The 19,911-nt window shown below is 67.5% G+C and carries 19 protein-coding genes; 8 read left to right on the top strand and 11 right to left on the bottom strand.

What is annotated here, in order from left to right; translation table 11 throughout:
* Positions 1–112: 112 nt before the first annotated feature.
* A complete protein-coding gene (zwf, locus tag AC3A35_RS10805) occupies positions 113–1,504 on the bottom strand; it encodes a glucose-6-phosphate dehydrogenase (protein WP_487436080.1) in 1,392 nt (463 codons plus the stop codon).
* Between the two features lie 272 nt (positions 1,505–1,776).
* Between zwf and gnd the strand changes: the two genes are divergently transcribed.
* Positions 1,777–2,802: a phosphogluconate dehydrogenase (NAD(+)-dependent, decarboxylating) gene (gnd, locus tag AC3A35_RS10800; RefSeq protein WP_487436079.1), complete on the top strand. Its 1,026-nt coding sequence runs from the start codon at positions 1,777–1,779 to the stop codon at positions 2,800–2,802.
* 52 nt (positions 2,803–2,854) lie between these two features.
* Here gnd and phnE read toward each other — a convergent pair whose 3' ends face one another.
* From phnE to senB, 6 genes are all read right to left on the bottom strand, one after another.
* Positions 2,855–3,664 carry a phosphonate ABC transporter, permease protein PhnE gene (gene phnE / locus AC3A35_RS10795; RefSeq protein WP_487436077.1) on the bottom strand — a complete coding sequence of 270 codons (810 nt, stop codon included), beginning with the start codon at positions 3,662–3,664 and terminating at the stop codon, positions 2,855–2,857.
* Complete coding sequence (locus AC3A35_RS10790; RefSeq protein WP_487436076.1) at positions 3,661–4,503, bottom strand: PhnE/PtxC family ABC transporter permease; 843 nt, start codon at positions 4,501–4,503, stop codon at positions 3,661–3,663. Before AC3A35_RS10790 ends, phnE begins: the two co-directional genes overlap by 4 nt.
* A 1-nt stretch (position 4,504) precedes the next feature.
* On the bottom strand, positions 4,505–5,347 hold the full coding sequence (locus AC3A35_RS10785) for a phosphonate ABC transporter ATP-binding protein (RefSeq protein WP_487436075.1): 843 nt from the start codon (positions 5,345–5,347) through the stop codon (positions 4,505–4,507).
* Between the two features lie 17 nt (positions 5,348–5,364).
* Positions 5,365–6,228 (bottom strand): putative selenate ABC transporter substrate-binding protein, encoded by an 864-nt coding sequence (locus AC3A35_RS10780; RefSeq protein ID WP_487436074.1) that lies wholly within the window; start codon positions 6,226–6,228, stop codon positions 5,365–5,367.
* A gap of 62 nt (positions 6,229–6,290) precedes the next feature.
* On the bottom strand, positions 6,291–8,570 hold the full coding sequence (gene selD / locus AC3A35_RS10775) for a selenide, water dikinase SelD (RefSeq protein WP_487436072.1): 2,280 nt from the start codon (positions 8,568–8,570) through the stop codon (positions 6,291–6,293).
* A complete protein-coding gene (senB, locus tag AC3A35_RS10770) occupies positions 8,571–9,581 on the bottom strand; it encodes a selenoneine biosynthesis selenosugar synthase SenB (protein WP_487436071.1) in 1,011 nt (336 codons plus the stop codon). It lies immediately after the preceding gene.
* Positions 9,582–9,598: 17 nt separating this feature from the next.
* On the opposite strand from senB, the gene senA reads away from it, so the two are divergent.
* Positions 9,599–10,765: a selenoneine synthase SenA gene (gene senA / locus AC3A35_RS10765; protein ID WP_487436069.1), complete on the top strand. Its 1,167-nt coding sequence runs from the start codon at positions 9,599–9,601 to the stop codon at positions 10,763–10,765.
* 22 nt (positions 10,766–10,787) lie between these two features.
* On the opposite strand, the gene egtD is transcribed toward senA, so the two are convergent.
* Positions 10,788–11,738 carry an L-histidine N(alpha)-methyltransferase gene (gene egtD / locus AC3A35_RS10760; protein WP_487436068.1) on the bottom strand — a complete coding sequence of 317 codons (951 nt, stop codon included), beginning with the start codon at positions 11,736–11,738 and terminating at the stop codon, positions 10,788–10,790.
* Between the two features lie 434 nt (positions 11,739–12,172).
* Positions 12,173–13,090 (bottom strand): LysR family transcriptional regulator, encoded by a 918-nt coding sequence (locus tag AC3A35_RS10755; protein ID WP_487436067.1) that lies wholly within the window; start codon positions 13,088–13,090, stop codon positions 12,173–12,175.
* A gap of 120 nt (positions 13,091–13,210) precedes the next feature.
* On the opposite strand from AC3A35_RS10755, the gene AC3A35_RS10750 reads away from it, so the two are divergent.
* The 4 genes from AC3A35_RS10750 to AC3A35_RS10735 all read left to right on the top strand — a co-directional run bounded on the left by AC3A35_RS10750 (position 13,211) and on the right by AC3A35_RS10735 (position 16,348).
* Positions 13,211–14,197, top strand: coding sequence for a 2Fe-2S iron-sulfur cluster-binding protein (locus AC3A35_RS10750; protein ID WP_487436066.1), 987 nt, complete (start codon positions 13,211–13,213; stop codon positions 14,195–14,197).
* A gap of 73 nt (positions 14,198–14,270) precedes the next feature.
* Positions 14,271–15,533, top strand: a complete 1,263-nt coding sequence (locus tag AC3A35_RS10745) for an aromatic ring-hydroxylating dioxygenase subunit alpha (RefSeq protein ID WP_487436065.1) — start codon at positions 14,271–14,273, stop codon at positions 15,531–15,533.
* 10 nt (positions 15,534–15,543) lie between these two features.
* Positions 15,544–16,023 (top strand): aromatic-ring-hydroxylating dioxygenase subunit beta, encoded by a 480-nt coding sequence (locus AC3A35_RS10740; protein WP_487436064.1) that lies wholly within the window; start codon positions 15,544–15,546, stop codon positions 16,021–16,023.
* 10 nt (positions 16,024–16,033) lie between these two features.
* Entirely contained in the window at positions 16,034–16,348 is a 315-nt protein-coding gene (locus AC3A35_RS10735) for a non-heme iron oxygenase ferredoxin subunit (RefSeq protein ID WP_487436063.1), read from the top strand.
* A 40-nt stretch (positions 16,349–16,388) separates the two neighbouring features.
* Here the strand turns inward: AC3A35_RS10735 and AC3A35_RS10730 are convergent, their stop codons facing one another.
* Positions 16,389–18,149 carry a DEAD/DEAH box helicase family protein gene (locus AC3A35_RS10730; protein WP_487436062.1) on the bottom strand — a complete coding sequence of 587 codons (1,761 nt, stop codon included), beginning with the start codon at positions 18,147–18,149 and terminating at the stop codon, positions 16,389–16,391.
* Between the two features lie 304 nt (positions 18,150–18,453).
* Between AC3A35_RS10730 and AC3A35_RS10725 the strand changes: the two genes are divergently transcribed.
* Complete coding sequence (locus AC3A35_RS10725; protein WP_487436061.1) at positions 18,454–18,684, top strand: hypothetical protein; 231 nt, start codon at positions 18,454–18,456, stop codon at positions 18,682–18,684.
* The gene (locus AC3A35_RS10720) at positions 18,681–18,932 is read left to right on the top strand and encodes a hypothetical protein (RefSeq protein ID WP_487436060.1); all 252 of its coding nucleotides are present in this window, start codon (positions 18,681–18,683) and stop codon (positions 18,930–18,932) included. The genes AC3A35_RS10725 and AC3A35_RS10720 overlap by 4 nt, the downstream gene beginning before the upstream one ends.
* On the opposite strand, the gene AC3A35_RS10715 is transcribed toward AC3A35_RS10720, so the two are convergent.
* Positions 18,898–19,872 carry a diguanylate cyclase domain-containing protein gene (locus tag AC3A35_RS10715; RefSeq protein WP_487436211.1) on the bottom strand — a complete coding sequence of 325 codons (975 nt, stop codon included), beginning with the start codon at positions 19,870–19,872 and terminating at the stop codon, positions 18,898–18,900. The genes AC3A35_RS10720 and AC3A35_RS10715 overlap by 35 nt on opposite strands.
* Between the last annotated feature and the right edge of the window lie 39 nt (positions 19,873–19,911).

The following is a 19,911-nucleotide window of genomic DNA, read 5'->3' as shown; positions in this document are numbered from 1 at the left end:
GCACATCTCATTGCCTTTCAGGCGGTGCCCTGCTGCAGCGTCGGCACGCCAACCAGCAACCCCGTCGGGGCCGCTACCGGCCACTGGACTGATCGTCATGGATCGAACGGCGTCAGCACGGCGCCGTCTCCTCGGGCTTTGGATCGTGCCAGCCCTCGTCGCTGACCACGATGTCCGCGGCCGCCGATGGACCCCAGCTACCGGGCTCGTACTCCAGCACTGGCACGGCATCGGCGAGCGCCGGTTCGATCACCCGCCACGCCGCTTCGACGCTGTCGCCATGCGTGAACAGCGCCGGCTCGCCGCGCAGCGCATCGCGCAACAGACGCTCGTAAGGCAAAATCTCGCTGCGTGGCTCGTGACGGGCGATCAGTTCCACCGGATAGCCGCGCATTTCGTCGCCGTGCTGCTTGACGCGCGCGCCCGCCGAGATCGTCACCTCCGGACTCAGGCGGAAGCGGAAATAGTTCGAGGTGGCCGGGCTGATCTCGTCGAAGATCGCCAGCGGCGGACACTTCAGGTTCACCCTGACTTCGGTGGTGGTGATCGGCAGGCACTTGCCGGCGCGGATGTAGAACGGCACGCCGCTCCAGCGCCAGGTGTCGATGTGCAGACACAGCGCGGCAAAGGTCTCGACCTGGGAATCCGCCGCTACGCCTTGCTCGTCGCGATAGCCGCGGAACTGGCCACGCACCACGCAAGCCGGGTTCAGCGGCCGCATCGCGCGGAACAGCCGCAGCTTCTCCGCGCGCACGGACACTGGATCGCGCCCGGCCGGTGCATCCATCGCCAGCAGCGCGATGACCTGCAGCATGTGGTTCTGCACCACGTCGCGGAGCGTGCCGACCTCCTCGAAGAACGCGCCGCGACCCTGCACGCCGAAGTCCTCGGCCATGGTGATCTGCACGCTATCGACGTAGTTGCGGTTCCAGACCGGCTCGAGGAAGGCGTTGGCGAAGCGGAAATACAGCAGGTTCTGCACCGCCTCCTTGCCGAGGTAATGATCGATCCGGAACACCGCCGCTTCGGGGAAGACTTCGTGCAGCGTGCGGTTGAGCGCCTGCGCGGACGCGAGGTCGCGACCGAACGGCTTCTCGACGATGATGCGGGCGCCGTCGGCGCAGCCCGCCTGCGCCAGGCCGTGCACCACGGTGCCGAACATGCCGGGCGGAATCGCCATGTAGTGCAGCGGCCGGGTGGCGGTGCCCAGGGCCCGCTTCAGGCGCCGGTAGGTCGCCGGATCGGCGTAGTCGCCCTCGACGTACTGCAGTTGCGCCGACAGTTTGGCGAACGCATCGGCATCGATGCCGCCATAGTGCTCCAGACTGTCGCGCGCACGTTCACGCAGCTTGTCCAGCGTTCCGGCGGCGCGAGCCATGCCGATGATCGGCATGTCGAGCTCGCCGGCGCGGATTAATGCCTGCAGTGCCGGGAAGATCTTCTTGTACGCCAGATCGCCGGTGGCACCGAAGAAAACGAAGGCGTCGGATGCGGTTGTGGTCATGAGTGATCGCGATAGTCACGGGCAGCATCCGATGCGCGGAGAACGCAGACCGCGCGCCCCCGGCGGCTTCGCACCCGATCCCGCACAAGATCGGCATCGATTCTCCGCGGCGGGGCCGGGACGGTCTGTTCGTCGCCGCACATACGGCAGAACGCTGTCGCTGTACCTTTTGTCCATGGCCCGGATGGCTTGGACGATGAAACGGCGCCGAACCGCCATCCACCGGCTCGCAGACGCAACACAAGCGTCAGGCAATCGGTTCGGAAGAGGAGATGGCCATGCAACTCGGAATGATCGGTCTCGGAAGAATGGGTGCCAACATGGTGCGGCGGCTGCTCCACGGCGGCCATCAGTGCGTGGTCTTCAACAGGTCGCCCGAAGCGGTGAAGGACCTCGCCGGCGAAGGTGCCGTTGGTGCATCCTCGCTCGCGGACCTGGTACAGAAGCTGGAGCGGCCGCGGGCGATCTGGATGATGATTCCAGGCGCGTCCGTGGAACCGCTCATCGCCGATCTCGTGCCGCATCTCGGGCCCGGCGACATCCTCATCGACGGCGGCAACTCTTATTACGTGGACGACATCCGGATTGCCAGGGAACTCGCGGCGCGGAAGATCGACTACATCGATTGCGGGACCAGCGGCGGCGTGATGGGCCTGGAGCGTGGATATTGTCTGATGATCGGCGGCCCGGAGCGGGCGGTGCAGCGCCTGGAGCCGGTGTTCGCGACGCTGGCGCCCGGCGTGGGTGACATTCCGCTCACCCCGGGGCGCCAGAAACACAGCGGCACCGCCGAGCTGGGCTATCTGCACTGCGGGCCGAGCGGCGCCGGCCACTTCGTCAAGATGGTGCACAACGGCATCGAGTACGGCCTGATGGCCGCTTATGCGGAAGGCATTAACATCATGGCCCACGCGAACGTGGGCAAGCGCGAACAGTTCCACGACGCCGAGACGACGCCGCTGCGCAACCCGGAAGAATTCCAGTTCGATCTCGATCTGCGCGATATCGCCGAACTCTGGCGTCGCGGCAGCGTGATCTCGTCTTGGCTGCTGGACTTGACCGCGGTCGCCCTGACCAGGGATCCGACGCTCGCGAAGTTCGACGGCCGGGTATCGGATTCCGGCGAGGGACGGTGGACGATCAAGGCCGCCATCGACGAGGCCGTGCCGGCACCCGTGCTCAGCGCCGCGATCTATTCGCGATTCAGCTCGCGCGGCGAGGCACAGTTTGCCGACAAGCTGCTGTCCGCGATGCGCTTCGAGTTCGGCGGGCACATCGAGAAACCGGACCGAAAATAACGAAGGACGAACGACGCGGCCGTTCCCCTGCACCGATGCGAGCGCCGCGAAATCAAGTGCGCGCCATCCGCGCACGCAGGCGATCGCTCAGCGCGTCGACGGCGAGCACCAGCACGAACATCGCGATCAGCACGGTGGCGGCCTGCGCCTGCTGGAAGATCGACAGGTGGAAGTACAGCATCTGCCCGAGCCCCCCGGCGCCGACGAAGCCCAGCACCGCGGCCATGCGGATATTCATCTCCAGCCGGTAGAGCCCGTAGGCCACACATTGCGGCCACACCAGCGGCAGCGTGCCGTAGACGAAGGCCTGCACCCCCCCGCTGCCGGCTTCCAGCAGGCTCTGTTCGGGCGGCGACGGCGCGTTCTCGATCGCCTCGGCGAACAGCCGGCCGAGCACGCCGGTGGTGTGCAGCGCCAGTGCCAGCACCCCGGCAAACGGGCCGAGCCCGGCGGCCAGCACCATCAGCGTCGCCCACACCAGCTCGGGGACGCTGCGCAGCAGATTGAGCACGAAGCGCGACAGCCGGCTGGCGGCCGCGCCGTGGCGTCCCGCCGCTGGCAGCGCGAGCAGCAGGCCGGCGGCGGCGGCGAGCAGCGTGCCGACCATCGCCACCGCGAAGGTCTGCAAAGCACCCCAGGCGGTCTTGCGCAGGAAGCCGGGGTCGAGATCTGGCGGAAAGAACGAGGCCGCGAAGCGCCCCATGTCGTCCGCCGCGTCTAGCGAGAACAGCGCGGGAAAGTCGATCCCGAGATAGGCGAAGCTCGCCACCACCGCGGCGACCACCAGCGCGGCGGTGAGCACACAGCTCAGGCAGAAATCGGCTGCGCCGCGTGCGCTGCAGGGCTCGCGCGTCCCGTTCATGCGAGCGCCCTGCGCAGGGTCGCGCTCAGCGCATCGGCGAACAGCACCAGCACCAGGAAGACCAGGAGGATCGTCGCCGCTTCGCCGCCGTTGAGCATCTTCATCGACTGGTCCATCAGTTGTCCGAGCCCGCCGGCGCCGACGAAGCCCATGATCACCGAGGCGCGCACCGCGCATTCCCAGCGATACATCGTGTACGAAGTCAGCTCCAGTGCGGCATTGGGCAGCAGCCCGTAGGCGAGCGCGGCGAAGCGTCCGCCGCCGGCTTCGAGGATCGCGCGCGCCGGGCGCGTGTCGGTCGACTCGAGAATCTCGGTGTACACCTTGCCGAGCATCCCGCCATAGGTGATCGCCAGCGCCAGCACCCCGGCCGCCGGCCCGAGGCCGAGCACGCGCACGAACATCAGCGCCCACACGATCTCGGGAATCGCCCGCAGGAAAGTCAGCACCACCCGCCCCGCCGCGCGCAGCACAGTGCCACCGAGGCGCCCCGGCCCCGGCCCGATCCGCGACACCGCCAGCGCGCGGGTGCACAGGATCGAAAGCGGCACCGCCAGCAGCAGCGCGAGCGCGATGCCGGCGGTGGCGATCGCGATCGTCTCGAGCGTCGCCTTGAGCAGGTAGCCGAGAAACTCGGGCGAGCTTGCCGGCGGCAGGAAGCCGCCGAGAAAGCTGCCCATGACCCGCAGGTTGCCGGCCTCGAACAGAGCCCACGGGCGGAACTCGGCGAGCACCAGCAGCGGCCACAGCAACACCAGCGCCACCAGCGTCCAGCCCAGCCGTGCCCGTGCATCGGGGTCGCGATCGGGCGGCGGGAGCACTTCGATTGTCGAGGCCATGTCAGCGTCCGCGGCAGGTGTCGAGGCGCACGACCTTCGCGTCCGCCTCGTGCGCGGCGGCTACGCCGGCCGCCGCATCCCTCGCCTGCACCGGCAGCGCATCACCTTCGGCGGCATAGAGTTCGTGCAGCATCGCATCGGTGACGCGCGCAGTCGGCAGGTCGAACGCCATCTCGCCACCTCGCAGGCCGATGATGCGGGGAAACCACTTGAGTGCCAGGTCGACCGCGTGCAGCGACGCGAACAGGCTGGCGCCACGGCGCCCCGATTCGGCGACCAGCTCGCCGAGCGCCGCGTCGGCGAGCGTGGGGTCGAGCGCGGAAACCGGCTCGTCGGCGAGGATCATGTCCGGCTGCTGATAGAGCACGCGGGCGATGCCGACACGCTGCAACTGCCCGCCCGAGAGCCGGTCGCAGCGCTCGAACAGGCGGTCGGCGAGATCGACGCGCGCGAGTGCCGCCTGCGTGCCGGCAATGTCGACCGGATAGAGCAGCGACAGCAGGCCCTTCCATGCCGGCCAGCGGCCGAGCCGGCCGGCGTGGATCGCGGTGACCACGCGCAGCCGCGGAGGGATCGGCGGGCTCTGGTGGATCGTGCCGATGCGCGCGCGCAAGCGCCGCAGCCCGCCGGACGACAGCCTCCAGGGATTGGCACCAAGGATCTCGAGCCGCCCTTCCGACGGGCGCAGCGCGGTGCCGACGAGACGGATCAGGCTGGTCTTGCCGGCGCCCGAGGGCCCGATCACCGCGATCCGCTCGCCGCTGTCCAGGCGCAGCGATATCCGCTGCAGCGCGCGGAAGCCGTTGCCGTGGGTCAGCCCGACGCTTTCGAGTTCGAATCCCATGCGCGCTCCGTAGCCGCTTACTTGATCAGTCCGGCACTGCGCGCCGCGCGCTCGATGCCGTCGTAGTTCTCGCTGCGGGTGGGCACGAACTTCGAGGCGCGCTGCAGCGCCATCAACTCCCGGTGCGCCGGATCGGCCGGATCGAGCTTGAGGAAGGCGTTGGCGATCTTCTCGCGCAGCGCCGCGTCGAGGCCGGGGCGTACCGTCCAGTTGTAGTCGAAATACGGCGGCGTGGTGGCGATGACCCGGACCCGGCCGGCATTGGCGTCGCCCTTCTCGAGCAGCTTGTCCATCACCGAGGCGTTTAGCACGCCAGCCTCGGCACGCCCCGACGCGACGAAGGCAACGGTCGCGTCATGCGCGCCGGAGAACGCGATGCGGGCGAAGTCGCGGTCGGGATCGATGCCGTCCTGGAGCAGGAAGAAGCGCGGCATCAGGTGTCCCGAGGTCGACGAGGGCGAACCGAAGGCGAAGGTCTTGCCCTTCAGCTCGGAGAGCGATTTGACCGGGCTGTCGGCCGGCACGATGAACTTGCTGGTGAACACTTCGTCTTCGGCGCGCTGGACGATCGGCAGCGCCTCGCCGTTGGTGCGCAGTTTGGCCTGCACGTAGGTGAATCCGCCGAGCCAGGCGAGATCAATCTTCTTCGCCGCCAGCCCCTCGACGACAGCGGCATAGTCGCTGACCGGCGTGAACACCACCTCGAGGCCGGTTTCCTTCTCGAGATAGTCCCCGAGCGGCTTGAACTTGCGCTGCAGCTCGGTTGGCGCCTCGTCGGGAATCGCCGACACACGTAATACCTGGGCATCGGCGGTGGCGGCGCCGAGCATCAGCGAAAGCGCAAGCGCGCAGAGCGAAATCAGGCGGGACATCGGAATCATCGGGTTCTCCAATCGTAGTTTCACGGATCACATGGCACGGCGGGAATCCGCCGCGGACCACGTTATAGCAGCAGCCGGATCGGTTCGGGCGCCTCACCCCGGGCGAGCACGCGGCCGATCCGGACAGTTCGCCCATAGCCCAGCGCCCGCAGCGCGGCAACGCAGGCCTCGGCGTGTTCGGCCGGCACGCTGGCGAGCAGGCCGCCGGCGGTCTGCGGGTCGAACAACAGCGGATAGACCGGGTGCCGCAGCGCCTCGGGCTGGTTGCGCAGCGCCCGGCGCAGCCGCACATTGGCCGGCTGCAGCGAACTCAGGATGCCGGCGGCGGCGGTTTCGGCGGCGCCGTCGAGCAGCGGCAAGGCGTTCAGGTCGATCTCGGCATCGACCCCCGAGGGCCGGGCCATCTCGACCAGGTGGCCGAGCAGGCCGAAGCCGGTGAGGTCGGTGCACGCGGTCGCGCCGTGCGCGGTGAGGCAGGGCACCGCAGCGCGGTTGGAAACCTGCATCGACGCGAGCGCCGCGTCGATCCAGCGCCCGCGCGCCGCCAGCCGCGCGTGCGCCGCGAACAGCGTGCCGGTGCCGATCGGCTTGGTGAGGATCAGCGCGTCGCCGGCACGCATGCCACCCTTGCGCATGACGCCCTCGAGGCGCTCGTCGATCAGGCCGTTGATCGCGAACCCCAGCGCGAGCTCGCGGCCCTCGCCGGTGTGGCCTCCGACCAGCGCGCAGCCGGCCTCGTTGAGCACCTCGACGGCACCGGCCATCATCTGGAACACCGTGTCCTCGACCTTGCTTTCCAGCCCAGGCGGCACTGTCGCGATTGCGGTCGCCGACTGCGCTTCGCCGCCCATCGCGAAGATGTCGCCGAGCGCGTGATTCGCGGCGATGCGGCCGAACACCCAGGGGTCGTCGATGAAGGCGCGGAAGAAATCGACGCTGTGCACCAGCGCATGGCCCGGCGGCACGCGCAGCACCGCCGCGTCGTCGGGCGCATGCAGGCCGATCAGCACGTCGTCGCGCTCGATCGGATGGACTCCGGCCAGCGCACGCGAGAGCACGGTCGCGCCGACCTTGGCACCGCACCCGCCACAACGCATCGCGATCGCCGAGATCGCCTGCGCCTGCTCTGCCGCCTCGAGCGGAATCGGGCTACCGGCCGACGCCCGGGCGGCCTCGTCCATCTCCGGGAACTCGCCGAAGCGGCGCATGAAGCGGCGGTCGATCCAGTCCTTCCAGCGCCACACCCAGTCGCCGCGCGCGAAGATCCAGCCGCGCGAGGCGACCGCGTGACGGTCGCCGGTGCTGATCAATGCGAGCCAGCGGCGTTGCGGCCGGTAAGGCCGCAGGGGCTGGCGCAGCACGGTGCGGCGCAGGTTGTCGGCCAGCGGCTTGGCCATGCGCACGGCGAACACGCCGGCCTTCTCCAGCGGCCAGCCGTCCATCGCCGCGCAGTCGCCGGCGGCGAAGATCAGTGGATCGGTTTCGGTTTGCAGCGTGTCGCGCACGCGGATGAAGCCGTCGGCGTCGAGCGCCAGCCCGGTGTCGCGCAGCCACGGCGCGCCGCCTGCCTGGGTCACCCAGACGATCTCGTCGGCGTCGAGTGCTTTGCCGTCGCGCACCTGCAGCCGCCCCGCCGCGACCGCGGTCACTTCCGCGTCGCGGTGCAGCACGATGCCGCGTTCGGCCAGCACCCGCATGAAGGCGCCCCGCACCGCGGCGTTGTGGGTCGGCAGGATGGTCGGGTCGGCCGAGAACAGGTGAAAGCGCAGCTCGTCCGGGTCGCGCCCGAGCGCCGCCAGCTCGCCGCGCAGGCGGTACTGCATCGCCAGCGTCAGCTCGACCCCCCCGGCGCCGGCGCCGACCACCGCGATCGTGGTCGGTCCGGCGTGACCGCGCACGCGTTCGAGCAAGGCCAGCCAGCGTTCGTTGAAGCGGCGGATCGGCTTGACCGGCACCGCGTGCTCGGCGGCCCCGGCGACGCGCGCGAGCTGCGGCGTCGAACCGATGTTGATCGACAGCACGTCGTAGGGCACCGGCGGGCGCGTGCGGCACAGCACCTTGCGCGCACCGCGGTCGATGCCGGTCACCTCGTCGCGGAAGTAGCGCGCGCCGGCGAATTCGGCAAGCCGCCGCAGGTCGATGTGCACCTCGTCGAAAGCGTAGTGCCCGGCGATGTAGCCCGGCAGCATGCCCGAGTAGGGCGTGTCGGTGTCGGTGCAGATCACGGTCAGCCGCAGGCCGGGCACGGGGTTCATTGCGAACATGCGCAGCACCCCGACGTGGCTGTGGCCACCGCCGACCAGGACGATGTCGCGCACGATCGCCGTCGTCGCTGCCTGCATTCAGATCTCTCCCCCGGGTTGCCTCTGCAGATCGCCGACCAGGCGGTGCAGCGCAGCGCGCTCGCGCTCCGGCGCGAACAGCGGCGCGCGCTGGCGGCACTGCGCGGCCAGCCGCCGCATGAAGTCATCGCCCGGTTCCTCGAGCGCTTCGCGGCAGCGCCGCAGCAGCGCCGCCAGCGCCTCGGCGTCGCCCCACGGAAAATATCCGGCGTAATCGGCGCCGAGCATGCCGACGTTGCCGTCGATGCGCGACGCCAGCACCGGCGTGCCGCTCGCGGCCGCCTCCATCACGACGTGCGCGCCGCCTTCCATGCGGCTGGCGTGGATCAGCAGATGCGCACGCTGGATGCGGCGGCGCACTGCCTCGTGGCCGAGTCCGCCGAGCCAGCGGTAGTTCGGCACCACAGCCATCGTCGCCCGCGCGGCCTCGCCGAGCGCGGGGTCGAGCGCATCGCCGATGTGGTCGATGCGGATGTCGTCGCGGCCGGCGAGCAAGCGCGCCGCGGCGAACAGCGTCTGCGGCGACTTCTCTTCGCGCAGGTGGCCCACCATCACCGCCCGCAGGCGGTGCGTCGACTTGGCCAGCAGCGGCCGTGCCGGCGTGGACTGGAAGATCACCCGCGCCTTGGCACGCACCGCCGTGGGCAGCGAACGCGGAGCGCACTCCTGCAGTACGACGAGCGCCTGCGCGAGTTCCAGCGAACGGCGCGCCGCGGCGTCAGTGACGACGTCGCGATACAGGTCGGTGCCGGTGAGCACCACCGCGAGGCCCGCGCCCGGATGCGCGCCGGCCCAGGCCGCGATCGAATCCGCGGAGCGGCGCGCGTGCAGCGCGATCATCGCGGCGTCGCCGGCGGCGCGCGCATCGGGCCAGGCCTTGACGATGCGGGCGCGCACCACCCCCGCGAGGTGGCGCTGCCAGCGCCGCGCCGTCTGCCAGTTGCCGTTGTTGGCGTCGCGCAGGGCCGGACTGACGATCACCAGTTGCGGCATACTCGAGGCACCGGTCATTACACGTCGCCCCACCCATGAACATCGACACTGCCCGCTCCGAAGCCGCCCGCCGTGGCGGCCGCCAGCTCCTCGCCGCCGCCCTCGCCGACAGCCGCGCTCGCACGCTGGCGCTGCTCGACGCCTACGCCGCCGCGCTCGGCGAGTCGTTGACGATTCCCTGTTCGCCGCAGCTCAACCCGCCGCGCTGGGAAGCCGGGCATATCGGCTGGTTCCAGGACTACTGGATCGCCCGCAACCGGCAGCGCGCGCAAGGCATCGCCTGCGACCCCGATCACGAGCGCCCCGCCGGGCGCCTGGCACAGGCCGACGCGCTGTACAACTCGAGCCGGGTCGCGCACGAGACCCGTTGGCAGCTCGACCTGCCCGATCTCGCCGCGACCCGCACCTATCTGGCCGAGGGGCTGGCGGAGGCGCTGGCGCTGCTCGCCGCAACGCCGGAGACCGACGCAGACCTGTATTTCTTCCGCCTCGCGCTGTTCCACGAGGACATGCACGGCGAGGCCTGGATCTACATGGCCCAGGCGCTCGACATCCCGCTGCCCGCGCGTTTCGCCGATCGCCTGCTCGGGCCGGCGGGCCTCGTGCCGGAGACCCGCACACTGAGCGTCCCGGCGCAGAGCTGGACGCTCGGCTGGCGCGGGGACGGCTTCGCCTTCGACAACGAACTCGCCGCCCACGAGGTCACGGTGCCCGCCTTCGAGATCGATTCCGAGGTGGTGAACTGGCGCCGCTACCTGCCTTTCGTCGAGCAGACCGGCGCCGCCCCCCCGCGCTATCTGCGCCGGCAGGACGGCCGCTGGCAGCGCTGCGTTTTCGGCCGCTGGGAGGCGCTGCCGCTGGATGCCCCGGCGGTGCATCTGCGCTGGGACGAGGCCGACGCCTGGTGCCGCTGGGCAGGGCGTCGCCTTCCCCGCGAGGCCGAATGGGAAATCGCCGCGCTGACGCATCCGGCCTTCCGCTGGGGCCAGGTTTGGGAATGGACCGCCAGCCGCTTCGCGCCCTACCCCGGTTTCGTGGCCCACCCGTACCGCGATTACTCGGCGCCATGGTTCGGCGACCGCTACGTGCTGCGCGGCGCGAGCCGGGCGACAAGCCCGCGCATGGCGCATCCGCGCTACCGCAATTTCTTCCCCCCCGAGCGCAACGATCTGCACAGCGGCTTTCGCAGTTGCGCGCGCTAGCGCCGGAGCTTGCGCCACGGGTTCAGGCACGGGCGGCGAACACCGCGAACCAGCCGCGCGCATCGCACCAGTGACGCGACGCGGAAAAACCGGCCGCTGCGAGCAGCGCGGCGAAGTCGTCGACGCGCCATTTGTACGAATTCTCGGTGTGCATGCGCTCGGACGCGGCAAAGCGCCGTTCGCCACCCGGCCAGCGCACCCTCGTGTCGCGCAGCGCTTCCAGATGCATTTCGATGCGCGAGCACTGCACGTTGAAGAAGGCGACATGACGCCAGTCGACGATGTCGAAGTCGGTGCCGACCCGCCGGTTGAGATGCAGCAGCATGTTGCGGTTGAAGGCCGCGGTGACACCGAGGGGGTCGTCGTAGGCCGCTTCGAGGACGTCGAACGGCTTGACCAGATCGACGCCGATCAGCAATGCACCGCCACGGCATTCGGCGTGCGCCTGGCGCAGCAAGGCCAAGGCCTCGTCTGGGGTGAAGTTGCCGATGCTCGAACCCGGGTAGAACAGCGTGCACGGCGCCTCACCGATCTCCGACGGCAGGTGCAGCGAGTGCGAGAAGTCGAGGCCGACGCCCAGCATCTCGATCGCAGGATGATGCCGCTGAAGCCTCTCCAGCGACTCAAGCAGGTAGTCCACCGAGATATCGACGGCCACGTAGCGACACACGCGCAGGGCCGCAAACAGGCGTTCCGCCTTCTCGCAATTGCCGGCGCCGAGGTCGACCAGGGTCGCGACCGGGCCGAGCACCTCGGCCATTTCGTGCTGGTATTCTGCGAAGATCGCCGCCTCGGTGCGCGTCGGATAGTACTCGGGCAGCTCGGTGATCGCCGCGAAGAGGCGCGCGCCGAGCGCGTCGTACAGGTACTTCGGCGCGATCGTCGCGACCGGCGCCGTCAGGCCGGCGAGCAGCTCGACCCGAATCGCCGCCGGGTCGTCGTGGGTGATCTGCAGGAAGCGTGGCGAACTCATCCCAGCGCTCCCGCCACGACCCGGCCACCCGTGGACATGGTCGCGAACCGACGGGACCGGTCCGCTCGTCGGACGCGCAGCGATCCATCAGCGAATCCCGGGGCGGCGACCACCGTGGGCGTACGCGCCCACAGGCGCGCAGGCTCGAGTTCCTTGCCGTCGCGTCGGCGCTGATTGGCGAGAACAATACGCACGTACCAGGAGGCGCGTGGGCGCGGGCTAGCCAGAATACGGGACGAGGCGTTCACGGTCGGTATCGGATCGGGTGGGCACGAACTTGATGCTCGCATGGTACTGGCTGTTCGGTCGTTCCGCGCAGGCTATCTGCGCCGATTGTCATCGCGAAGTCCCGCCCGGCGATGAAGACTCCGCCGGAGCGGGCCGCGGTTTCCCGCCCGGCTCGCGACGATCGGTCCAGTTGCCTCTTTCACCACTCAGCCTCGTTCCACGGTTTCGCTGAAACGATCGAACAGCATCTGTCTCAACCACCTGTTGGCCGGGTCACGGTGGTACTTGGCGTGCCAGAAGAGATTGATCGGGATTTCGGGCAACTGCGCCGGATGCGGCGTATAGACCAGGTCGAAAGGTCCGGTGCAGCACATCGCGAAGCGTTCGGGAACCGTGGCGATCAAATCGGTCGTCTGCAGGAGGTGTCCCACGGCGACGAAGTGGGGAACCACCATGCGTACGCGGCGGCGGATGCCGGCGCGCTCCAGTATGGTGTCGACCTCCCCGTGCCCGGTGCCGGCCGAGACCACGATTACGTGTTCGAGGGACTGAAACAGGTCCAGCGTCATCGGCTGCCCGGCAGCAGGATGCCCACGCCGGAACATGCAGACGTAACGCTGCTTGAACAGCCGCTGTTGGAAGAAGCCCGCCTGCAACTGGGGAAGCAGACCCACCGCAAGATCCACCCGCCCGGCCTCCAGGTCCTCCTTCAGACTGACTGCCGTGTTCCGGACCGTGCTGATGCGGGTGTTGGGTGCGGTCCGCGCGACGACCTCCATCATCGGTGGCAGAAAGTAGATCTCGCCGATGTCGGTCACTGCAAGGGTGAAGGTGCGGGTGCTTGAGCCTGGATCGAAGGTGGCCTGCTGGTTCAACGCGCTATGAATCGCGCTGAGCGCATAGCTGACCGGCTCGGCCAGCTGCAGCGCAAAAGGCGTCGGCTCCATGCCGCGCGAGGTGCGCACAAAAAGGTCGTCCTTGAGCAACAGGCGCAGGCGCTTCAGCGCGTTGCTGACCGCCGGCTGGGTCAGGCCCAGCGTATCGGCGACCGTGGACACGCGCTTGTCGGTCAGCAGCTGATTGAAGATCACCAGCAGGTTGAGATCCAGGTCGCGTAGCTGCATTACCATTCCATTCTATTCACCACAGTGATGGAGTAATTTAAGTTTAGTTTATCGACTTATATTACATCCCTATCCATGATGCACCCAACGCTTGGACACGCCTTGGGATGACCGCAAATCATGGAACTTCTCGTACAACCCTCGAACCGCCGGGTGGCCTTCACCAGTGGTGCCAACCTGCTTGAAGTGCTGCGCGAACATGCTGTCCCGGTCTCCTACAGCTGCATGTCCGGGCGCTGCGGCACCTGCCGTTGCCGGGTCATCGAAGGCGACATCATCGACGAGGGACCGGAAGCCGGCCGCCCCAACCTGATCGGCGAGCGTCATGTGCTCGCCTGTCAATCGGTCCTCACCGGCAATTGTGCGATCGAGATCCTCGAGGCCGACGAGATCGTCATCCACCCGGCGCGCATCATCAAGGGAACCGTGACCGCGGTCGAGCTCCCTACGCACGACATCCGTCGCCTGCGCATCCGCCTCGCCAAACCGCTGGAGTTTTCGCCGGGACAGTACGCGACGCTGCAGTTCAGTCCCGATCATTCCCGGCCCTACTCCATGGCCGGGCTTCACGATGACGGCGAGCTGGAGTTCCATATTCGCAAGGTGCCCGACGGGCGCGTCACCGAGTACATCTTCGACCAGGTCAAGGAAGGCTCGACCGTCAAGCTGAGCGGGCCGCTGGGCACCGCCTACCTGCGCAGCTCCCATACCGGGCCGATGCTGTGCGTGGGCGGCGGCACGGGCCTGGCGCCGGTGCTGTCGATCGTGCGCGGCGCCCTCGAATCCGGGATGCCCAACCCGATCCATCTCTACTTCGGCGTTCGCAGCCCGGACGATGTCTACGACGCCGGGCGCCTGGAGGCCCTGGCCGCCCGCCATCCGAACCTCACGGTGCATGTCGTCGTCGCCACCGGAAAGCCCGGACCCGGGCAGCGCGGCGGCCTGGTGACCGACGCGATCGAGCACGACCTGCCCACCCTCGCCGACTGGCGCGGCTATTTTTGCGGCGCCCCGCCGATGGTCGAGGCCCTCAGCCTGCTGGCCACGCGCATGGGCATGAATCCGGCCCATGTGCACGCCGACGCCTTCTACCCCAGCGGAACCTAGTCTTTGCCGCTGCTACGGCGGCGCAGCCGCAGGGGCCATCCATGCATTCCGAAAACATCAAGGAGACAGCACCATGACCGGACATTCCACGGTATTTCCCGAGCATCCCCCCTGGCCGGGAGACGGCACGAGCCGCATTCCGTTCTGGGCCTACACCCGCGAAGACCTGTACAAGCAGGAGCTCGACCGCTTCTTCTACTCGGGCCACTGGTGCTACGTCGGGCTCGAGGCGGAAACTCCCAATCCGGGCGATTTCCGCCGCACCGCCGTCGGCGAGCGCTCGGTGATCATGGTCCGCGACATCGACGGCACGATCAACGTGGTCGAGAACGTCTGCGCCCACCGCGGCCTGCGCTTCTGCCGTGAGCGCCACGGCAACCGCAAGGACTTCTTCTGCCCGTACCACCAGTGGAACTACAGCCTTCAGGGCGACCTGCAGGGCGTGCCCTTCCGTCGCGGGGTCAAGCAGGACGGCAAGGTGAACGGCGGCATGCCGAAGGAATTCAAGCTCGAGGAGCACGGCCTCACCAAGCTCAAGGTAGCCACCCGCGGCGGGGTGGTGTTCGCCTCCTTCGACCACGAGGTCGAGCCCCTGGAGGAGTTCCTCGGCCCCACGATCCTCCACTATTTCGACCGGGTCTTCAGCGGTCGCAAGCTGAAGGTGCTCGGCTATCGCCGCCAGCGCATCCCGGGGAACTGGAAGCTGATGCAGGAGAACATCAAGGACCCCTATCACCCGGGCCTGTTGCATACCTGGTTCTCCACCTTCGGCCTGTGGCGTGCCGACAACAAGTCGGAACTGAAGATGGACGCCCGTCACCGCCATGCCGCGATGATCTCCACCCGCGGCACCGGCGGCAGGAACGACGAAGTGGTGAGCGGCGTGGACAGCTTCAAGGACCAGATGAAGGTGAACGATCCGCGCCTGCTCGACATCGTGCCCGAGCCGTGGTGGAACGGCCCCACTGCCGTGATGACCACGATCTTCCCCAGCGTGATCATCCAGCAGCAGGTCAATAGCGTGTCCACCCGCCACATCCAGCCCAACGGCCACGGCTCCTTCGACTTCGTGTGGACTCACTTCGGGTTCGAGGACGACGCCGCGGAAATGACCGAGCGCCGCCTGATCCAGGCCAACCTGTTCGGCCCGGCCGGCTTCGTCTCGGCCGACGATGGCGAAGTCATCGAATGGTCGCAGGAAGGATTCGAGCAGAAGCCGGCGCACCGCACCGTGGTCGAGATGGGCGGCTACGACGTGGCCGATTCCGACCACATGGTCACCGAGACCCTGATTCGGGGCATGTACGCCTACTGGCGCGAGGTCATGGGTCAATGAGGATGGAGCAATGAAGATGATCGACTTTCAGACCTATTTCGAGCTGTTGAACCTGTACAGCGACTACGCCCAGGCGGTCGATTCGGCCAACTGGGAAAAGTGGCCCGATTTCTTCGTCGAGGACGGCATCTACCGGCTGCAACCGCGCGAGAACTTCGAGCAGGGCCTGCCCCTGTGCCTGTTGGCACTGGAGAGCCGCGCGATGATCGAGGATCGGGTGTTCGGCGTGAAGGAGACGCTGTATTACGACCCCTACTACCAGCGTCACATCGTCGGCACGCCACGGGTGATCTCGGTGGACGGCGACACCATCCACTCCGAGGCCAACTACGCGGTCATCCGGACCAAATACGACGGCGAGTCGACCGTATTCAACTGTGGCCATTACCGGGACCTCATCGTGCGCACCCCCGAGGGACTCAGGCTCAAGTCGCGCCTGTGCGTCTATGACACCGAGATGATCCCGAACTCGATCATCTACCCGATCTGAGGAGAAGGAAATGTCAACCAAATGGATCGACGCGATTGCGGTGGCGGCCATGCCCAGCGGCGATGTGATCGGAATCGCAGTGGGTGGCAAGGACATCGCGCTCTACGAAGTGGAGGGCGAGATCTTCGCTACGTCGAATATCTGCACTCACGGCCACGCGCGGATGAGTGACGGCTTCCTCGAGGGTCGGGAGATCGAATGCCCGCTGCATCAGGGCAAGTTCGATGTGTGCTCCGGCAAGGCGCTGTGCGCGCCGCTCACCGAGGACATTCCGACCTATCCGGTGCGCATCGAGAACGGCCGCATTTTCGTCGCGCTCGACTGATAGAGCGCTATCCGGCCCCGCTTTACCGGCCTCACTCCCGTCATCGGCCCGGTGCAATCAGGTCGGGCGCGATCTCGCGGAGGATGGCGCCCATGCGTTCGTCTCCGGCGAACTTCGCGAAGGTCGCCGAGTCGACGACCGCGAATCTGCCATCGCGCGCCTCGAGCCAGGCCTTGCCTTCAGGGCCGTCAAAAAAGCGCACCACGGGAATGCGCCGAATGCACTGGCGCAGGAACGAGACATTGTTTCGCGTCTCCATCTCGGGACCGGACGGATAGACTTCTTCGCGGGAGCGGGCGCCGATGTTGATCTTCTGGTAACGATCGATGTTGATCAGCCCCTCGGGGTCGTAGACTTCCATCCGCGCACGGTCGCCGCGTGCGATCGGCATCGGAAAGGCGCCCTTGGGTACGCGGTTGTCGAGGAAATAGTAGCGATAGTCGACGTGCTGATAGCCCAGCCATCGGAACAGCATCCTCGGCATGCCGCAATAGGCTTCGACACAGTGGCCAAGGAAGTCGTCCACGGCCTTGTAGCGTCCGCGCTCGAGTGCCCGCTGCCATCCACGTTCGACGGTTTCCTCGGGCGGGGTGACAATGAAGTACATGTGGATGGTGGACACGTAGCGGGTGTAGGTGCCCTGGAGAACGCGTCCGATCTCCTGGGTGGAAAAACTGTCGAAGCGAAAGCGGTCGACGAGCAGGTGGGAAATGGCCTGCGCCTTGTTCGCCTTGTCGCGGATGTAGCGGTCGAGCTTGGCGTCGATCACCATCAGCTCGCGGCTGGTCAGATGCCCCGCATACTTGATGGCGTCACCGAGCGAGTCGTAATCGAGCAGCAGGCGGCGCCAGACATCCGGGCTGATGGTGGCGTAGCCGTCGGGCTCGATTCCGCTGTCGAGCATCAGGCGCTTGACCATCGGACGTATCGAACTCTTGCCGGCGGCCGATGCCCCCTTCAGGCTGATGAGGACAGGCGCCGCGCGGTTGGACACGCGGACGTAGCCCTCCTGCGCGATTGCTGCATCGATCAGCGGCCCGATCGCGCCACCGATCATGCGGCTGCCGAAGGTGTTGCACACGTGGCGGGTGACGAGGTCCGCGAGCAGCGGGTGATCCGGGCCGAGCTGGCCGCGGGTGGCAAGGACGGCGCCCAGGACTCGATAAAGGCTCCTGAACACGGCACGCTCGAACGGATCGAATTCGGACAAGCCGTCGCTCCTGCACGCGGCGACCATGCGGTGCTCGCGCTCGGCGGGCGAATCTGCGGACGCCGGCTGCGGCCCCGGCCGCCTGAACAGCTTGAAAACGGACGCGCGCGGACGTGCCGGTTCGGACACGGTGCCGAGACGGGCATCGAGAATGGCGCGCACGCGCTCGGCGGTGCGCTGGCGCAGATCCTCATGCATGCGCTCGAGCATGAGCCTCTGCGGGGCGACGTAGCCCGCGAGTATCGTTTCCGCGATGCGGCGGAAGTTCAGGCCGAACACTTCCTCGGTCGCGCCTTCGGACACCACGATGTCTGCGGTGACCCGCACGATGATTTCATGAAGCACCAGGCGCGCCGGCCGGAACATCACCAGCTCTTCATGCGGCAGCCCGGTCATGTGCGCGAAGTCGTCGACCAGTTCGGGCCCGGGAAAGGTGTGCTCCGGCCGATAGATGGTTTCGAGGTGCTGAAACTCGCGCGGAACCCTGCTCGAAACCCCCGGACTCCAGGCGTCATGGACGGTGGTGGCATTTTCGCCACCGTCCCCATCGAAACGATCCGATTCCGCTCCAGCTGTGCCTGTCGCCGCCAAAGAAGATCCTCCCTTTCAAGTCGTATGCCTTGCCCGACTCTGCCGCGCGGGGTGAAACCCGACGTGTCGGGGCTACACACATGATAGGTCAGAACCCGGACCGCGAGCGGACGCGGAAATCCGCGTCAGGTGACCACCGTAGATTGCCCCCGGGTTGACTCATCGAGTTTTCCCGTCGGTCCCCACGACCTCCCGGGCCGGAACCTTTTCGCGTTTGACCGACTCTCCTTCTGGGCGTAAATAATGATTCTCGACATCGCCTGAAGCAGGCTGCCTGGGGAAATCTGCATGACGATGTTATCGGGTGCCCGGTGGAGCCGGCGTCGAGATCTCCGTGTCGATCGGCGGCTTGGTGCGCGAGCGGGTGGTGGACATCGGTACACAGGTTTCCCGCGGCGACCTCTTGCTGCGTCTGGACGACGAGCTTGCGCGTTTGGCGCACGACCGCGCCGCGGCCGAGGTGCGCGAGGCCGAGAAGCGCCTGGCCGAAGCGCAGCGCCTGCTGGATCAGGCACGCAGCGTGGTGGACGGGTGATCCCGGCGACCGAGCAGGCGCGCCACACGAGCGAGGTCGGCATTGCCGAAGCCGCCCTGGGGCGGACACGCGCGGCCGAGCGCCTGCAGGCCGCACAGCTGTGTCGCCAAGCCCTGCATGCCCCCTTCGACGCCATCGTCAGTGTGCGCGCGGCGGATGTCGGACAATGGCTCGAGCCCGGCGATGCGATATACACCCTGGACGATGGTTCGCTCAGCCTATCAAAGGAGGCCGCTCGAGCATTCTGACCTGGTTTCGTCCTTGATTCTTTGCGTAGTAGAGCCCCTCGTCGGCCAGTTGAATCAGGCTTTGGGGGGATTCTCCCTGCATCGGCCTCAGGGTCGCGCCCCCGACGGTCACGGTCATGAAGGAGCTCTGGGTTGGGAAATTGTGCGCAATCCGCCGAACCCGCATGCCCTCGACGACCTTCTCCGCCACCACTCGTGCCCCGGCACCCGGAGTACTCGGGAGCAGCATGACGAACTCGTCGCCCCCGTAGCGGGCAGCCATGTCGGAAGGCCGGGCGCAGCTCTCGCGCATGGAGTCGGCGACCTGGCGCAAGGCCTCGTCGCCAGCCACATGCCCCCGGCCGTCGTTGTAGCTCTTGAAGTAGTCGACATCGATGAACAACAACGATATCTGCGTTTGTTCGCGTTGGGCGCGGAGCCACTCCATGGCGAGAAACTCGTCGAAGTGGCGGCGATTCGACAGGCCGGTCAGACCATCGGAGTTCATCAGGCGCTGCAGGACCAGATTCGTGTCCATCAGGCGCTGCTGACTCTCGCGCAGGGCGCGGTAGGCTTCGTCCCGCTGCAACAGGGTCTGGTAGGAGCGCGAGTGGTAGCGGACCCGCGCGACCAGTTCGATCGCATCCGGCAGTTTGACCAGGTAATCGTTGGCCCCGGCGGCAAACGCGGCGCTCTTCACCCTGGGGTCGTCCTTGGTGGACAGGACGATGATCGGAATATCGCGGGTCACCGCGTTGGCACGGTATTCGCTCACCAGCGTCAGGCCATCCACCGCGGGCATGACCAAGTCCTGGAGGATCACCGTAGGGCGGATCTGTACCGCATGGTTGAGCGCCTGGTGTGGGTCGGCACAGAAGTGGAAATCGATATTGTGCTGACCGGCCAGATGACGCCGCACTGCCTCGCCTATCATCGCCTGGTCGTCGACCAGGAGGACCATCACGGCGTTTTCATCGACCGTCAGAGCCGATCTATCGTG

Source organism: Azoarcus sp. Soil_N_20 (assembly GCF_057656155.1).
Note: the sequence above shows the minus strand (reverse complement) of the source record. Positions and strands in the feature narration are given on the sequence as shown.

What these genes read in the sequence shown, in the direction of transcription:
- AC3A35_RS10755 (WP_487436067.1), bottom strand. Translation starts at nt 13,090, where the DNA reads ATGCAGCTACGCGACCTGGATCTCAACCTGCTGGTGATCTTCAATCAG.
- AC3A35_RS10715 (WP_487436211.1), bottom strand. Translation starts at nt 19,872, where the DNA reads ATGGTCCTCCTGGTCGACGACCAGGCGATGATAGGCGAGGCAGTGCGG.
- AC3A35_RS10740 (WP_487436064.1), top strand. Translation starts at nt 15,544, where the DNA reads ATGAAGATGATCGACTTTCAGACCTATTTCGAGCTGTTGAACCTGTAC.
- AC3A35_RS10735 (WP_487436063.1), top strand. Translation starts at nt 16,034, where the DNA reads ATGTCAACCAAATGGATCGACGCGATTGCGGTGGCGGCCATGCCCAGC.
- zwf (WP_487436080.1), bottom strand. Translation starts at nt 1,504, where the DNA reads ATGACCACAACCGCATCCGACGCCTTCGTTTTCTTCGGTGCCACCGGC.
- senB (WP_487436071.1), bottom strand. Translation starts at nt 9,581, where the DNA reads ATGACCGGTGCCTCGAGTATGCCGCAACTGGTGATCGTCAGTCCGGCC.
- AC3A35_RS10785 (WP_487436075.1), bottom strand. Translation starts at nt 5,347, where the DNA reads ATGGGATTCGAACTCGAAAGCGTCGGGCTGACCCACGGCAACGGCTTC.
- egtD (WP_487436068.1), bottom strand. Translation starts at nt 11,738, where the DNA reads ATGAGTTCGCCACGCTTCCTGCAGATCACCCACGACGACCCGGCGGCG.
- phnE (WP_487436077.1), bottom strand. Translation starts at nt 3,664, where the DNA reads ATGAACGGGACGCGCGAGCCCTGCAGCGCACGCGGCGCAGCCGATTTC.
- AC3A35_RS10750 (WP_487436066.1), top strand. Translation starts at nt 13,211, where the DNA reads ATGGAACTTCTCGTACAACCCTCGAACCGCCGGGTGGCCTTCACCAGT.
- gnd (WP_487436079.1), top strand. Translation starts at nt 1,777, where the DNA reads ATGGCCATGCAACTCGGAATGATCGGTCTCGGAAGAATGGGTGCCAAC.
- selD (WP_487436072.1), bottom strand. Translation starts at nt 8,570, where the DNA reads ATGCAGGCAGCGACGACGGCGATCGTGCGCGACATCGTCCTGGTCGGC.
- AC3A35_RS10780 (WP_487436074.1), bottom strand. Translation starts at nt 6,228, where the DNA reads ATGATTCCGATGTCCCGCCTGATTTCGCTCTGCGCGCTTGCGCTTTCG.
- AC3A35_RS10745 (WP_487436065.1), top strand. Translation starts at nt 14,271, where the DNA reads ATGACCGGACATTCCACGGTATTTCCCGAGCATCCCCCCTGGCCGGGA.
- senA (WP_487436069.1), top strand. Translation starts at nt 9,599, where the DNA reads ATGAACATCGACACTGCCCGCTCCGAAGCCGCCCGCCGTGGCGGCCGC.
- AC3A35_RS10790 (WP_487436076.1), bottom strand. Translation starts at nt 4,503, where the DNA reads ATGGCCTCGACAATCGAAGTGCTCCCGCCGCCCGATCGCGACCCCGAT.